Origin of the sequence: Ferrimonas lipolytica, assembly GCF_012295575.1 — a bacterium.
GTDB lineage: Bacteria > Pseudomonadota > Gammaproteobacteria > Enterobacterales > Shewanellaceae > Ferrimonas > Ferrimonas lipolytica.
This window is the reverse complement of sequence record NZ_CP051180.1, coordinates 1,709,458-1,724,650: the sequence shown is the minus strand read 5'-3', so window position 1 is coordinate 1,724,650 and position 15,193 is coordinate 1,709,458. Positions and strand designations below refer to the sequence as shown.

The 15,193-nt window shown below is 48.2% G+C and carries 17 protein-coding genes; 8 read left to right on the top strand and 9 right to left on the bottom strand.

The window, feature by feature from the left end; all coding sequences use genetic code 11:
- Positions 1–39: 39 nt before the first annotated feature.
- From HER31_RS08125 to HER31_RS08105, 5 genes are read right to left on the bottom strand one after another with little or no spacing between them, the layout of a single operon-like run.
- Entirely contained in the window at positions 40–255 is a 216-nt protein-coding gene (locus HER31_RS08125) for a TIGR02450 family Trp-rich protein (protein WP_168660106.1), read from the bottom strand.
- Between the two features lie 20 nt (positions 256–275).
- Entirely contained in the window at positions 276–758 is a 483-nt protein-coding gene (locus tag HER31_RS08120) for a DUF2878 family protein (protein ID WP_168660105.1), read from the bottom strand.
- Entirely contained in the window at positions 755–1,192 is a 438-nt protein-coding gene (locus HER31_RS08115; protein WP_168660104.1) for a nuclear transport factor 2 family protein, read from the bottom strand. The genes HER31_RS08120 and HER31_RS08115 overlap by 4 nt, the downstream gene beginning before the upstream one ends.
- Complete coding sequence (locus HER31_RS08110) at positions 1,182–2,510, bottom strand: cryptochrome/photolyase family protein (RefSeq protein ID WP_168660103.1); 1,329 nt, start codon at positions 2,508–2,510, stop codon at positions 1,182–1,184. The genes HER31_RS08115 and HER31_RS08110 overlap by 11 nt, the downstream gene beginning before the upstream one ends.
- Before the next feature lies 1 nt (position 2,511).
- Positions 2,512–3,459 carry a YbgA family protein gene (locus HER31_RS08105; RefSeq protein WP_168660102.1) on the bottom strand — a complete coding sequence of 316 codons (948 nt, stop codon included), beginning with the start codon at positions 3,457–3,459 and terminating at the stop codon, positions 2,512–2,514.
- A gap of 176 nt (positions 3,460–3,635) precedes the next feature.
- Between HER31_RS08105 and HER31_RS08100 the strand changes: the two genes are divergently transcribed.
- The 3 genes from HER31_RS08100 to HER31_RS08090 are packed head-to-tail and all read left to right on the top strand — an operon-like array spanning position 3,636 to position 6,517.
- Complete coding sequence (locus HER31_RS08100) at positions 3,636–4,136, top strand: putative 4-hydroxy-4-methyl-2-oxoglutarate aldolase (RefSeq protein WP_168660101.1); 501 nt, start codon at positions 3,636–3,638, stop codon at positions 4,134–4,136.
- Positions 4,136–5,977 carry an AsmA family protein gene (locus HER31_RS08095; RefSeq protein ID WP_168660100.1) on the top strand — a complete coding sequence of 614 codons (1,842 nt, stop codon included), beginning with the start codon at positions 4,136–4,138 and terminating at the stop codon, positions 5,975–5,977. The genes HER31_RS08100 and HER31_RS08095 overlap by 1 nt, the downstream gene beginning before the upstream one ends.
- A gap of 9 nt (positions 5,978–5,986) precedes the next feature.
- Positions 5,987–6,517, top strand: a complete 531-nt coding sequence (locus HER31_RS08090) for a BsuPI-related putative proteinase inhibitor (protein ID WP_168660099.1) — start codon at positions 5,987–5,989, stop codon at positions 6,515–6,517.
- Here HER31_RS08090 and HER31_RS08085 read toward each other — a convergent pair.
- A complete protein-coding gene (locus HER31_RS08085; protein WP_168660098.1) occupies positions 6,514–7,218 on the bottom strand; it encodes a YIP1 family protein in 705 nt (234 codons plus the stop codon). The genes HER31_RS08090 and HER31_RS08085 overlap by 4 nt on opposite strands.
- Before the next feature lie 66 nt (positions 7,219–7,284).
- Here HER31_RS08085 and HER31_RS08080 point away from each other — a divergent pair, with 66 nt between their 5' ends.
- Positions 7,285–8,079 (top strand): ABC transporter ATP-binding protein, encoded by a 795-nt coding sequence (locus HER31_RS08080; RefSeq protein ID WP_168660097.1) that lies wholly within the window; start codon positions 7,285–7,287, stop codon positions 8,077–8,079.
- Positions 8,079–9,272: an ABC transporter permease subunit gene (locus HER31_RS08075; protein WP_168660096.1), complete on the top strand. Its 1,194-nt coding sequence runs from the start codon at positions 8,079–8,081 to the stop codon at positions 9,270–9,272. The genes HER31_RS08080 and HER31_RS08075 overlap by 1 nt, the downstream gene beginning before the upstream one ends.
- A gap of 68 nt (positions 9,273–9,340) precedes the next feature.
- On the opposite strand, the gene HER31_RS08070 is transcribed toward HER31_RS08075, so the two are convergent.
- On the bottom strand, positions 9,341–10,906 hold the full coding sequence (locus HER31_RS08070; protein WP_168660095.1) for a lytic transglycosylase: 1,566 nt from the start codon (positions 10,904–10,906) through the stop codon (positions 9,341–9,343).
- A gap of 82 nt (positions 10,907–10,988) precedes the next feature.
- Positions 10,989–11,759, bottom strand: coding sequence for a hydroxyacylglutathione hydrolase (gloB, locus tag HER31_RS08065; protein ID WP_168660094.1), 771 nt, complete (start codon positions 11,757–11,759; stop codon positions 10,989–10,991).
- A 93-nt stretch (positions 11,760–11,852) separates the two neighbouring features.
- On the opposite strand from gloB, the gene HER31_RS08060 reads away from it, so the two are divergent.
- A complete protein-coding gene (locus HER31_RS08060; protein ID WP_168660093.1) occupies positions 11,853–12,611 on the top strand; it encodes a class I SAM-dependent methyltransferase in 759 nt (252 codons plus the stop codon).
- Here the strand turns inward: HER31_RS08060 and rnhA are convergent.
- Positions 12,596–13,075 carry a ribonuclease HI gene (gene rnhA / locus HER31_RS08055; protein WP_168660092.1) on the bottom strand — a complete coding sequence of 160 codons (480 nt, stop codon included), beginning with the start codon at positions 13,073–13,075 and terminating at the stop codon, positions 12,596–12,598. The two genes, HER31_RS08060 and rnhA, sit on opposite strands and share 16 nt — an antisense overlap.
- A gap of 116 nt (positions 13,076–13,191) precedes the next feature.
- Between rnhA and dnaQ the strand changes: the two genes are divergently transcribed.
- Entirely contained in the window at positions 13,192–13,917 is a 726-nt protein-coding gene (dnaQ, locus tag HER31_RS08050) for a DNA polymerase III subunit epsilon (RefSeq protein WP_168660091.1), read from the top strand.
- A complete protein-coding gene (locus tag HER31_RS08045) occupies positions 13,898–15,169 on the top strand; it encodes a TIGR03503 family protein (RefSeq protein WP_168660090.1) in 1,272 nt (423 codons plus the stop codon). Before dnaQ ends, HER31_RS08045 begins: the two co-directional genes overlap by 20 nt.
- Positions 15,170–15,193 lie beyond the last annotated feature (24 nt).

The following is a 15,193-nucleotide window of genomic DNA, read 5'->3' as shown; positions in this document are numbered from 1 at the left end:
ATTATATAATAATATATTTTGCCTTTTAAGCAATCAACTTTACGTCCAGCCGATGCGCCAACGATCAGAGTCTTCTAGTTGATTAATTGGCATTTCGTAATGGTGACGATTGTTGATGCCTTGCAGTACCACAGATTTTACTTCGCCGTGGGTGTCATGTAATACCGATTGCACTAAGAAGTGAGTCTCATCATGGAACCGATTGGTTGCGGTCCACTTGGAGCGAAGTAATAGTCGAGAACTAATAACATTCATAAATACGACTCCTGACTTTGTTAAATCTTATCTTCTAACCAGTGATAGGCTGCAGTTATCCACGTCATCCATGCGAATACAATAATTATGGCAGCTATTGTAAAATTTGGGCTAAGAACCGTTGTTCCGGCTAACGTAGCCGCGCTGTAGCCGCTAGCTCCAGCCACCCCAAACAACACTGACAGTGTTAACTTTTTAGTTGGTAACGAGCTTTTCATCTTTATGATTAATATAGAAAAGCTGAGCCACAAAAGCGCTAGATAGAGTGGGATGAAGTCAGTGCTTGGTACGAATGAAAGTACTCCCGTGTAATGTAAAACTGAATCTAGTATTACACCTGCTGTAGCGAACAAGATAACCGGCAGTGCTAAACGAATTGGCGTTGTTACCACAGCGATTGTTACGATTATAAGCTGTAACCATAACCAAGCCTGTTGGCCAAAAATCGCGACTAGCCAACTGAGTTTGAAAAGAGCGATTGTTATAAGGTCAGTACGGCTCATGGTGCAAGCTTATGTTTTAAGTGGGTTACGACTCGTCCCAAAATTGGGATAGATTCATAAATCATCTCGCCCATATCGAAATAGTCCCGGTGGCTAATAATCAAGCCATTTTGTGTTTTTAGTATTGAAACACCGTTCACGCTAATGTTGTTCCCAGAGTTTAATTTTGGATGCCGAAAGGTCATAACCCAGGGTTGTGCGGCTGTTGATTGGCTGCTGCCAATCGGTTCCATTAGCTCGTAGCTAATAGCTGAGACATTCCGGTATAGCTCAGCCATGTGTTGTTTTAATTGATCCCTTCCGTTGATGGTTCCACAGGGATCTTGAAATATTATCTCAGGGTGATAAAGCTTATCGATACTATCCATATTGGATGTATCTAACTGTTGCCAAATATTTCCGAAGCAAACTAACCAATCTGGTTTAGACTCCATTGGATAGCTCCTTAACTCGTGCAGAAAAGCGCTGGCATTGTGCTTTATGGTCTACCATCGGTGGCGGATAACCATTGATTAGCTCGGGCAGGTGGCGTTGTTGATAGACGGCTTTGGCGTCAAAGCGCTGTGCCTGTCTTGTTGGACTAAAATGGCGAAAATAGGGTGCGGCGTCGGCGCCACACCCTGCAGCCCATTGCCATCCGCCGTTGTTGCTAGCGAAATCTCCATCAATCAACTTCGACATAAAATAGGCTTCGCCTAAGCGCCAATCCAAGTGCAGATCTTTTACTAGAAAGCTGGCGCACAGCATACGTAGCCGGTTATGCATCCAACCAGTATTATTCAGTTCTCTCATACCGGCATCGACTAACGGGAATCCTGTTTTACCCTCAGCCCAGCAAGAGAACCAGTGGCTATTGTTGTCCCAGCAAGGCTCTTTATTCGGATACATTGCAAGGTTTTTAGAAAGCCTTGGATAGTGGTGCATCAAGTAACGATAGAATTCGCGCCAAATCAGTTCGTTTAGCCAAGTTGTTTCGCCGTCGCCGTGAGACAGCTGTTGGAGTTGTTTATAGATATTGATTGGGCTAATGGCGCCGATAGCCATATATGGTGACAACCGCGAGGTACCTGCTATCGAAGGAACATCTCGTGCTGTCTGATATTGCTGTATGGGGCTATCAATGAACGCTTGCAGGGTACGCCATGCTTGTAGCTCTCCCGGAGGCCAAGATAATTGATAAGGTGGTCGACTGTGCCATCGGTCAAGTTGTTGTCCCAGCACTTGTGGCAGCGTGGTAATTGCTGGTAATGGTTGCGGATTGTTGCTCGATAGCCAGCGTCTTGCGTTGCGCAAAAATGGCGTGAACACTCGATAGGGAGCCCCCTTGCCGGTTAAAATTGCGTCATAATCGAGCAGGTTGCTTTCAGCAAATCGCTGCCACGAATAACCACTGTTGACCAGAATCTCCTGTACACGGTGATCACGTACTGACTCATTGAAGCCTGGTTCAGCATTACAGAGCAGTGAGGTGGCCCCAAGCTCTGCCATTAACTCATTTAGATGCTGTGGTACGTTTTCAAAGGCGTCGCAGCTGCTGATGTGCAAGGGAATATTGAGCTGATTGAGTTGTTGCTTTAGTGATTTTAGGTTTGCCGCGACCCAACTTATTTTGTTACTTCCCCAGTTGTGTTGTTGCCATTGACCTGGGGTGGCTATGAATACTACTTCCACCGGTTGAGCAGATTCACAAGCTGCGTACAGTGCTGGGTTGTCGCTGACACGAAGGTCATTGCGGAGCCATACTAATTGCATATTAAAGGTTACACCGCAGCGCGAGTTGTTCAGGGGTCGGTTCTAAGTAGCTTTGTCCAATAATATAGGGCTTAGGGTACTTAGATAGGATGTGGTTAACGATAGACAGTGGCGCCATCAACGGCAGCCGACCGTTTCGATAAGCCAAGATTGACTCCTCTAGGTGTTTCTTTTCGGCAGAATCTAAGTCCTTTTTGAAATAGCCTTGGATGTGTTGCAGCGCATTGGTATGACCCTTACGGTTAGCGGGCTTCGCGAGTGCGGTCATCATTAGCGTTACATACGCCAATGTTTTGTGGTAGCTGTCACCGTCAAAGGCTTCAGCCACTAAAGGCCCTAATTGGCGGTAAATTGTTTGGTTGTGCGCCAAAAGCAACAATTTGTGCTGTTGATGAAAGGATTGCAGTTTTGCTTGGCTCGGTGCAGCTAGCAATTGCTGCGCTTGTTGGAAAATAAGCACACGCAAAACGAAGTTTTCTCGTAGATGTTGATCGTTAAGGCGGCCATCTTCCTCCACCGGCAGGAGCGGATATCGTTCCATCAACGCCTTGGTAAATAGTCCACGGCCTTTATACTCAGCGCCCTTAGTGTCTTCTTGAAGCACCTTAACCCTTTCCATGCCGCAGGTAGGTGACTTAGCGCATACAACATAACCGGAAAGCCCTTCCAGAGAGGGCAATATGTTGTTGTTGAACTGAACCATTTTGTCGGTGTGATCGATGTGATTTTTATCGTCCATTAAGCGGATTGATTCGCCGACCCAGCGCAACCTAATTGTCGGGCGAGGCACGGTAAGTCCGATGCCGACTTCTGGGCAGATTGGCTTAAACGAAACTAACTGACGTAATTGCGTGTCTACAAACACAGAGCGTTTGTGGCCACTGTCGTAACGAACTTCTTCACCAATTACGCAAGCACTTACACCTACAACGGGTTTTGATTGAGTCATTGTTATTCCCTTTTCAATGCAATACGTACGGATGTCCTATTGGGATCATCCTATATTTGAATTATCGGCTACGGAATCCCTTTCCGCAGTTCAGTTTAGCGGACCCTGTCTCGGCAGAACCAATCTTTTCATATAAGATATTGGTAAATATATTCATTTTACCAAGGAGAGGTTAAATGTTGGACCTTCTACCCGAGCTGTGTGATCACTATCCACAGCACGTGAGACTATTCCCTCCCATTTTCAAGCGATTTGGCGGCCGTAATATCTTTGGTGGCGAGGTCGTAACCATCCGTTGTTTCGAAGATAACTCGTTGGTGCGAACTGCTGTCGCAGAGCCTGGCTTAGGTAAGGTGTTGCTTATCGATGGTGGTGGTATGAGCCGCAGAGCATTGCTGGGTGACATGCTTGCCCAAAAAGCGGTTGATAACGGTTGGAGTGGCATTGTTGTGTTTGGCTATATTCGCGATGTAAACGCCATTGCGGCGATGGATATCGGTGTGATGGCGTTAGGCGCAGTACCGATGAAAACAGATAAACGAGGGTTAGGAGACAGAGATATTGAGGTCAATATTGGTGGTTGCGTGGTTCACCCAGGTGATTCACTGTATGCCGATGCCAATGGCGTATTAGTAGCAGATGAGCCGCTGTCGATTGCACAACAGGAAATAAAATAATGCAGTTTGTAAAATGGATTTTAATTGGTTTGCTAGCGATTATTATCGCTATAGTCGGTTATGTAGCGTTTGTACTCGATTTAAACAGCTATAAGCCAGTGATCAGTGAAAAGGTAAAGGAAGCGACTGGCCGTGAGCTAACCATAGCCGGAGATATTGGTTTGTCTTTCTATCCTACGCTCGGGATGGAACTACAGCAGGTTTCGCTGAGTAACATACCCGGGGAGCAATTGCCGCCATTACTTCAGATTGATTTAGCATCAGTCGGGGTTGCGGTAATGCCAATCTTACAGGGCGAACTACAGGTTGAAGCTCTAGTTGTTAATGGTGCCGATCTAACTATGGTGACACTCGCTGATGGCCGTACGAGCACCACAGGCTTAGGGGAGTCAACCAGCTCAAACGAGGATAGCGGGACATCTTCGACCACTCAGTCTAAAGCGAATCAGGATTGGAGCTTAGGTCTATTTCAATTGAACGATCTGCGCCTTGTTAATGACAACCGAGCAGCGGGCACGGTGCAAACTGTTACCATTAGCCAACTGCAGTTAAATGATTTAGCGCCGAACCGGTCGGCACCGCTCAAGCTCATACTGTCGATAGATGATGGCACAACGCAGATCAATACCGAGGCCGACTCGATGTTGGCGTTTGCGAAAGATTTTAGCCGTATTCAAATTGATGGTTGGCAGCAAAAAGTTACTGTGGCCGGTGAAGCGGTTGGCGAACAACCATTGCAGTTAACCTTGGGTATGCAAGCCGATATCGATCTAACCGCACAGAAAGTATCGTTACCAGCCTTCAGTTTTGGCCTAGGTGAATTTCTGTTTGAGGGGCAAGGTTCAGCTGCGTACGGCGGTAAGGTGCCGCAACTTAACTTGACAGGTAAAGGCAATCGCCTCGACGTTACGCCATTTATTGGGGGCGATACTACCGCAGCAAACGAAGACAACCAGTCAGAGACTCCGCCATCATCTGAGCCGGCACCAGAGCCAGACTTGTCTGTACTGTCATCCATCAACGCCAACATTAAATTGGCTCTTGAACAGCTGGTCGCTGCAAATATTCGTGTCGATGACATCAACACTACCGTCGTGCTTAAAGATGGTGTTTTATCGTTAGATAAGTTGACTGGAACCAGTTTCCAAGGCGCGTTTTCTGTCAGTGCCAAGCTCGATGGAACTGCGGTGCCAGCGACCTATGAGTTTTCGAAACAGCTTAAAGGGCTGGCTATTCAACCATTGCTGCAAGCGTTGGCTGAATCCGATCTGCTCGAAGGCAGCGGTAACCTAACTCTAGTTGGTAAAGGTAAGGGGTTAGCTGGTGGCGCACTTATCAATAATCTGACTGCTAACGGCGAACTAAGCCTGAATGATGGGGCTGTGAATGGTGTCAATTTGGCGCAGATGATCCGCAATGCCAAAGCAACATTCTCTGGCGATAAATCGGCGGTGGAAGATGAGGTTAAGAAAACCGATTTTTCAAGTTTTGACGTATCGATACGAATCGCAGATGGCAAGTTAACGCTGCCGGATCTGGCTCTGGCTTCGCCGTTATTGCGAGTGTCCGGCGACGGTGAGGTTGGTATTACTGACCAAAGCGTACAGATGGCACTGGTCGTTGCGTTAGTTGGTAGTATCGAAGGGCAAGGCGGCGGCGATACCGATACCCTCAAAGATATCCCGATCCCTTTGAAAATCGGTGGCTCTGTGAGCGAACCAACCTTCGGTATCGATATGAGTGGCTTAAAAGATGAAGTCATCGAGCAAGAAACAGATAAGATAAAGAAGAAATTAGAAGACAAGCTGAAGGACAAATTATTCGGTTCTTTCAGCGGATAGGAGATACAAATGAAAGCGTATTGGTTGGTGTTACCCTTTTTAGTCGGGTGTGCAGATTTAAATACAGAGGCAACACCTATGGTGGATACAAGTGCTGGTAATGCGAAAGCGAAGCTAGGACAAGCTCAACCGGATAACAGTATTGCTGAACCTTCGCTAAAACAAGCGAACTCACCGGTTACTGCAACTTTGGTAACCGCAACCCATTGGGATCGCACCAAAGCAGCACAACCGAAACTGGTGCTGGCCAATACCAGCAATGCTTCAGTCAACTTTACCATTCGTTCTGGCATGGTGGCTGACTTTGCTTTAAGCCATAAAGGTGAAGTGGTTTGGCGCTATTCCGAAGAGATGATGTTCACTCAAGTGTTGTCAGATCTGACTATCGCTGCAGCTGCAGAGCAGCATGTGAGCATTGCTATTCCGGCTAACGTATTAAGTAACTTGGCCGCTGGCAGCTACCGCTTGCATGCGTCCGTGAATGCCATTGAGCAAGAGCGGCTGCCTGCAATTCAGCCGGTTACGGTTGAGCTGCTCTAAATTAGGCTAAGCCATATTCCGTAGCACACGGCGTATGGCAGCAACACAATCAGTAACGTCATAAGGGGTCCGAGCTTAGTCCAAGCTCGGACCCCTTTGTATTGCAGTACCATAACCCACAAGCCAAGCAACGATACCGATGAGGCCAAGTTGTACCATGCGCTGTCAGCGCCAATACTCGCGAGGTTGGCTAATGATAATGGCGCAAGTACCAGCAGTGGATCTATCCGCTCACTGCCGGCCACAATCATGCCCACGCCAATGAGTGCTGAGATAACAAGCGGCAGTTGCATCCACCAACATAAGCCATACCAATCAGTAAAACCTTGAATGTTATCTTCGTCCATCTGCGTCATTTTACTTAGATAGAATGCCAATGCAGCGACGATGGCAGGCGTAAACAACAGGCCGGTCATCGCTGAGGAGATAACAAAGGTTGATGGCTTACTAAACTCGAGTGCCATCTCAATCTCGGCAGGAGCTAAGTTACTCAGCGACGGCAATACAAATTGCTGTTGATACCAACTCCAATCAACACTGTAGAAATACAGAGTACTGACGCCCACCGTTACCACCAGCTGCAATAGAAACGGAATCCAAGACCAATAACGCACAGCTTTGACTTGTTTCATCACCGCTGTCGGATGGAGTAACATTTGCGCTAAAGCATGGATTGGCGAACTGATTTGGGTCATAGTCATCGATAAATTGTTCGTTTAGTCATAACGTTAACATGCCTAAATAGTTACCACTACAAGGAAGTTTTCATGATTAAGGTTACTGATCTGCATAAACGTTTTAAGTTGGCAGATCCGAAAGCGGGGGCTGCCAGTGGCAGTAAAGATCCGCGTCAACGGGGGCGATTTTTTTATTCGGTCGAAGGGGCGTCACTGAGCTGTCGTCCGGGACAGGTACTTGGTTTGATTGGCCCTAATGGTGCAGGTAAAACCACCACACTACGAATGATATCTGGCGTGCTTAAACCCGATCAGGGCAGTATATCGATCAACGATGAAGATCTGCATAGTAACGGGGAACGAGTAAGAAAAAAGATCGGCTTTTTGTCTGCATCCACCTCGCTGTACGAGCGCTTTAGTGTTGAGGAAAATCTGCGCTACTTTGCCGGCCTTTATGGTTTAAGCAACTGCGATAGCAACGACCAAATAGATCTGCTGTGTCAGCAGTTACAGATGGATAGTTACCGCCACCGTCGCGTCATGGATCTCTCCAGCGGCATGAAACAGCGAGCGAATATCGCCCGTGCGGTGGTACACCAGCCTCAAGTTATCATCTTGGATGAGCCAACTACCGGCCTCGATATTATGTCGACCGAAATTGTGATGGAGTTTATCCGGCAACAGCAACAACAACAGGTTCCGGTCATCTTTTCGACACACCATTTGGAAGAGGTGAGCTTGTTGTGCGATCAACTGTGTGTCATCGACAAGGGCCACTCGGCGTTTAATGGCAGTTTGGAAGAGTATGCTGGTGATCGCGATGCCGTTTCGTTGCGGCGACGTTTTATGGCAGAACATCAACAGCTGTTGGCTGAGGCGGTGTAATGTTTGGACTTATCTTTCAAAAAGAGCTTAAAGAGATCCTCCGGGACAAGAAGACCTTTTGGTTTGTGGTGTTATTTCCAACGGTGATTTTGCCCATCTTGATGGGGGGGGCGATCTGGTTTGCTGGGCAGTCACTTTCGAGTAAACAAAGCGAGGTACTTGAGTTTGCGGTGGAGGCTCCAGAGCAGTGGCAACAACAAATTGCAGAGCTACTGGCCGATGATGAACAACTCAGTTGGCAGCAGCAAAAATTGGGAGCGACCATCGAGCAAACAGTAAACCAACAACAGTTGGATTTTGTGTTGCAGTTGCCGCCAGATTTTGACCACCAACGCTTGGCTGCACAAACGTGGCTGCTGTATTACAACCAAGCGGAAGACATTGGTCAGTTCAGCCGAGTTAATGACCGTCTTGTGCCGTTGTTTAACAAATGGCAACAACAACACCGAATCAATCTGTCGCTATCTGAAGTTGAATTAGCGGGCTTGATCGCCCCGGTTACGATTGAACGCAAGGGAACTGCGGCCGAGCGCGAAGATGTTGGCCAAAAAATTGGTGGGATGCTGCCTTATATGCTTATTTTCCTATGCATGCTCGGCGCGATGATGCCAGCTCTGGATATCGGCGCAGGCGAGAAGGAACGGGGCACCCTCGAAACCTTACTTCTAACCCCCCAAAAGCGCCGCACCATTATCTTGGCAAAGTTTGCGGTAGTTAGCTGTAGCAGTGTTGCCGTTGCGTTATTAACGGTGGTTAGTGGTGTGGTATGGCTATTGGGATTAGGGCAAGCGTTTGCGCTTGAACAGCTCACTGAGATAGTGCAAGCGGTTGGCTTTGTCGACTTAGGTTTAGTGGTTTGCTTGCTGGTGCCGATATCGATGACGCTATCGGCATTGATGTTGGCGATGTCTATTTACGCGCGCAGCTACAAAGAGGCACAAAGTTACCTTGCTCCGGTTCAGTTTGTGGCAATTGTGCCAGCGATCATTGCCCTTATCCCTGGCACTGAACTTAAAGGCGCGATGCTATGGACTCCGATAGTTAACGTGATGATCGCGAGCCGCGAGCTTGTGAAGGGTACCTTGGACTATTGGCTACTGGCTCCAATTGCGCTAAGTAACATGCTTGTGGCTGCAGCTGGGGTGATGTTTTGCGTCTATTGGTTTTCGCAGGAACGGGTGTTATTTCGCTAACACCGTGCATCACTTTTCATCATAAAACGTTAAAGGCCAGCAGTTTGCTGGCCTTTTTTTGTTAGCGATTAAACGTCGATTTTGGTGACGTCGACGTAAAGTTTTAGTTTTTGCCCCGGCTGCAGGTAATTCTGCTTTGAGAGGCTATTCCAACGAAGTAGATCGGTTACCGATACTTGAAACTTCTTACCTATTCGAGCCAACGAGTCGCCGGAGCGAACGGTGTACTGAACTTTACGCATAACCGCATTGTTGCTTTGGTTACTGCTTACCTTATTAACCCAAATTGTCAGTTGTTTACCCTGACGCAGCGGATCAGATGGTGCCATACCGTTCCAACTAGCCAGTTGCTTAACGGTAACCTTATTCGCGCGGGCGATGGTCCATAATGAATCGCCAGCGACAACGGTATGGGCCAGCTTAAAGGAGGCCCGTTTGCTAGATTGAGTTCGAGCCAAACGTTGATCAGCACTAAATACGTAATCTTGAGGATCTTTTGCGGCGACTGGAATGAGCAAGGTTTGACCAACACGAATGGTATTGTCAGACAGCTTGTTTACCGACTGAAGTATCGCGGTGCGAGTGTGATGTTTTTGAGCGATCACACTTAAGCTGTCGCCAGATTTGATGGTGTAGCGAACCCAATTTATTCGTTCGCTTGGATCGGTTTGCGCCAGTGCAGTTTCAAACGCTTGGGCTTTTTCAATCGGTAGCAACAGCGCATGTGGCCCGTCTGGTGAAGTTGCCCAGCGGTTGTAGCCAGGGTTTAGTTTGTGCAGTTCGGCAACGGTCATGTCGGCCAAGTTTGCCGCCAGTGCCAGATCAATCTGCGAACCGATGTCAATCCGTTTGAGTTTTGGCTCGTTAGCGATTGGCTTTAATGCTACGCCATACTTTTCTGCATTGTTAATTACGTCAGCCAGCGCCAATAGTTGCGGTACGTAGCGCTCGGTTTCTGTCGGCAGATCAAGGGAGAAGTAGTCAGTTGGTTGGCCGTTCTGCTTGTTCTTCTTGATGGCGCGAAACACGCGGCCTTCACCGGTATTGTAAGCTGCTAAAGCGTAGTTCCAATCCGGCCCCATCTTATTGTGCAGGTACTCCATCATGTCCATCGCGGCGATGGTCGACGCGTACACGTCACGGCGGCCGTCGTACCACCAGTTATGCTGCAAGCCGAAATGCTTACTCATTGGGGTAGTAAATTGCCAAATCCCCGCGGCGGCACCGGCTGAGTAAGCAAATACGTCGAAAGAGCTTTCGACGATTGGTAACAACGCTAGCTCGATTGGCAGTCCGCGACGTTCAACCTCTTCCACAATCAGGTGCATAAAAGGTTCGGCACGCTGCGAAACAATCTGCAAATGTTGTGGATGGTCGATATACCACTGACGCTGTTTTTCGATCCGTTTATTGGTGGGGATCTCCATCGCCATTTGCGAGCGGATCCGTTCCCACACATCCGTTGGTGGCAGTGCTACTTCGGGTTCTGGGGTAACGGGAGTTGCCGGCGGTGTGGCAACGTCAATGGTACTTTCATCCGTGTTTACGCTGCTTGGCTCATCAACCGTTCCGCTTAGCGATTGGCAACCGGCAAGCAAAAACGTGCAGAGTAGCGCGGAATAAGTATTTTTCATCAATTAGTTACACTCTTAAAACCCAAAAAAAAGACCAGATATATATCCGGCCCATGATTGCAGTACCTATTTTACCAACCTGTTAGGCGTTGTCTTTCCAGCTCCGCAACGCCGCGAAGCGGCTCACGTTATCCACCAAAGAGTGTTGTGAATGTCGTTCGAGGCTGGTACGCACGCTATTTTGGTCACAACGGAGAAAGGGGTTGATCGCTTTCTCTACTTCGATGGAAGAGGGCAGTGTTGGTTGTGACTGAGCTCTTTTATCTATGCACTGTTGTTGGTAGTCGAGCAGTTGTTGATTATCTGGTTCGACCATCACGGCGAAGCGTAGATTGGCACAAGTGTATTCGTGAGTGCAATATACCTTTGTTGCATTTGGCAATTGGGTTAATCGTTGTAAAGAGTTGTGCAGTTGTAGTGGTGTGCCTTCAAACAGCCGGCCACAGCCGCCGCTAAATAGCGTATCGCCGCAAAATAACATTTGCTCGTTATAGTAACCAATGTGATCGAGTGTATGCCCAGGCAGTGCAACCACCGTTAACTCGAGCGGCAACCCGCTCAAATCGATGTGCTGTTGGTCGCTGACTATGGTGGTTAAGCCGGTGATGTTCGCTGACTGCGGGCCGATGACGGTCAAATTGCTAAACGAGTGTTTTAGCTCTTCAATGCCACCGGTATGGTCGGCGTGATGATGAGTAACTAGTACCCCTTTAAGCGTTAACCTATGCTCATTAATAAAAGCGCGGACGGATTGTGCGCAGCCAGGATCAACAACCCAAGCATTACTGTTATGGATCAAGCACCAAATATAGTTGTCATTAAACGCAGGGATTGGTTGTACTGAAATGTTCATTGGTTATTATCATCGCAACGGGTTTGGTTTAGCTATCTTATCAAGGTAATTAAGCCAGCTGCTATGCTTTGACTAAATGGAACTGGAGAAGCGATGCGTCCTGCGTTAAGTCCTAATACCATAGTGCCGCTCCAACAATGGCAATCGTTGCCAAGTGGCGAATGGCTGCAGCAACAAGTTGAAGCCAACTTAAGTGATTGGCTACCGAGATTGTTTGGTTACCATTTACTTAAGCTCGGCCCTTTGGCGTCTCAACTATCCAGTTCGGCTTGCCCAATTCAGCATCAGATATCGCTCGCCAACAATGACGGTAGCGTCCACGCCGATTTGAATGCATTGCCGTTCCAACAAGGTACAATTGACGCTTGTATCGCCTCATTTTGTTTAGAGTTCGACCAAGACCCTCACCGGATTTTACGCGAGATTGACCGAGTGATGATCTGTGGTGGCCATCTTGTTCTAATCGGCTTTAATGGCTTTAGCCCGTTAGGTATTGGCTATATGTTGCCGCATTTGCGTAAACGACCGCCGTGGAATGGACGCTTGTTCAACCCAAGTCGTGTTGAAGATTGGTTAGGCGTATTGGGCTATCGAATTCTTGAAACCGAGCCAGTGACTCTACACAGTTTTTTGGCTAAACCTGAGCGTTACAGTCTAGTGCGACAAGCGCTTGAGTTGTCCCTGCCCAAATGGGGCAGCGTTTATATGATTGTTGCTCGTAAGACTGATTGCCCTCTCACTCCCGTCCGCAAAAAGTGGCGGGTTCCGCGGCCGACCGTACTGAATCCAATTGCCGACCTCGCCAGCTTTGATCGCGACAAGAGCCGCGCCTCAAATCAAGAGGTAGATTGATAGCCTGTATCTTCGCTGTGATTTGCTTTATCGCCGGCGGCATTTCGAGCTAGTACATCACAGCGTTCGTTTTCAGGATTACCTGAATGGCCTTTGACCCAACGCCAATCCATCTCATGGAGTTGACTGGCGGCGTCTAACCGTTGCCACAGATCAACGTTCTTTACCGGTTCCTTTGCCTTTGTTACCCAACCATTGCGTTTCCAGCCATGGATCCATTGGGTGATCCCCTGACGCATATACTGCGAATCAGTATGCAGTACCACTTCACAAGGCTCGATCAGAGTTTCTAGGGCGACAATGGCAGCAAGCAGCTCCATGCGGTTATTGGTAGTCTGCTGATAACCGTGACTTAGCTCTTTACGGTGTTTGCGGAACAGCATTACCGCACCATAGCCGCCGGGACCTGGGTTACCTAAGCATGAGCCATCGGTGTAGAGCGTCACTTGTTTTCGTTGCGTCATCAATCGAGTACCATATCCAGCAAAGCGCAACAGTATAACCAATACTGCCACTATCGCAGCACTCGATGGTGCAGTAGTTGAAGTGATAGCCTTCTTTTAGATTCTCTGGATATTTAATGACCGAAGTAACGCCACACAAACGCCAGATCGTATTTGATACTGAAACCACCGGTATGAACCAAGATGCGGGCCCGCACTACTTGGGACACCGGTTGATTGAGATCGGCTGTGTTGAGTTGGTAAACCGAAAACTGACCGGGCGCACCTACCACGTTTATATCAAACCCGACCGAATTGTTGATGAAGAGGCGATCGGGGTACACGGCATCACCGATCAGTTTTTGGCGGATAAGCCCACCTTTGACCAAGTGGTCGGCGACTTTTTCGAGTTCGTAAAGGGTGCAGAGCTAATCGCGCACAACGCCAACTTCGATACCGGCTTTATTAACTATGAGTTTGAAAAGCTCGGTCGTACAGATCGCATTGAAGATCACTGCACCATCGTTGATACCTTGCAGTTGGCACGGGCGAAAAAGAACCGTGGCGAAATTCAAGGAAACCTAAACCTTGATGCCTTGTGTCGTTTCTACGGTATCGACAACAGCCACCGCACCTTGCACGGCGCGTTGCTCGATTCCGAGATTTTAGCGGACGTATACCTTTACCTGACCGGTGGCCAACATAAGCTGGAGTTCTCGGTAGAGGGCGCCGCCACCGATGGTAGCTTTAAGCCCGCCGCTGAAAATCGTCGAAAAACTAAAGTGATCAAGGCATCGGCCGAAGAATTAGAAAACCACAAAAATCGGATGGAGTTGGTTTCTGATGCTATTTGGTTCCGTTAAATCGGTTCTACTTGGATTATTGCTATGGTGTGTTGTCGGGCCAGCTTACGCTGCGGTGGTACAAAATATCCCACTGCTGGACAACCGCTTTCGAATTGATCACCAAGTTGAGTCAATCACCCTACTGATTCAAAGAGAGAATAGGGTAAAGCCGGTGGTGGTGGTTCAGCCTGACGGCAGCAAATGGTACAGCGATCGTCATCCTGATAATGTTCGTTGGAGTCAAACCGATTCCTCCGACATGATCCGCATTGTTGGGCCAACTCCTGGCCCGTGGCAGCTTGTTGGAGCAATCGAATCCGGCTCTCAAGTACGGGTGCTCAGTGGTATTGAGTTAAAGCATCAACCTTTCCCAAAAGATGTCTACCGTGGTCAACGACTGAAAATAAGTGCGGAAATTGTCGGTGATGGTGATCGCATAGTTATGCGAGACTTCTATCAACAGTTAAACTGGGTGGTTCGTTTGGCCAGTGAAAACCGCACTGGCGATGAGAACTTTGGCTCAGGCCCGTTTGATATTGGGTCCTATCAAGATAGCGGTAAAGGCTTAGATGAACGACCAAACGATGGCGTCTTTGCAGCCAACTTGAACTTCAATTATCCCGCTGGGCTTTATAACATTGCGGTTAAGGTGCACAACGATGTGTTTAGCCGTCAGTCGGAACAGAAGATCGAGATCCTGCCGCAACCGGTGCGGTTGGCGGTAACGACAGCTGAAGAGGAGGTGCCACAACTCGCTATAACCACCAATACCGACATTGTGCCGAGTAAATTACATCTGAATTTGCGGTTATTAACGCCAGAGCAAACTACGATTGCACTTAATGTCACCCCAGATGGGTTTGACTATCAGTTGCCGCTGGAGATGGTTGAAGGTTACGGCAGTTTCTACCTCGATGGCGAGGCCATTGGTACCACAGTTGCTGGGCGAGACTTCTACGTTGTGCTGCCTAAGCTCAATTTCTACATTACCCCTCCGCCGCCGCCACCACCAAGTGCAGAGGTGATTCGTGCACGTGAACTCGCCGATGCTCTGGCTCGAGAACAACAAGCGAAAAGTGATGTTATCTTCACGGTTTTGGCCGCAACCGGTTTGATGTTATTACTATGTGGGTTGGCCTTTGGCGGTTGGGTGTGGCGTAACAACCAGCTTAAGCAAAAGGTGCAACAACAGATGAGCGAACAGGACAATGTCGAACTGACACCAGATGGTGTCGATCTGAGTATGTTTGCACCGAAAAAAACGGAATAATTAGCGATAATTGATGTTCCTACA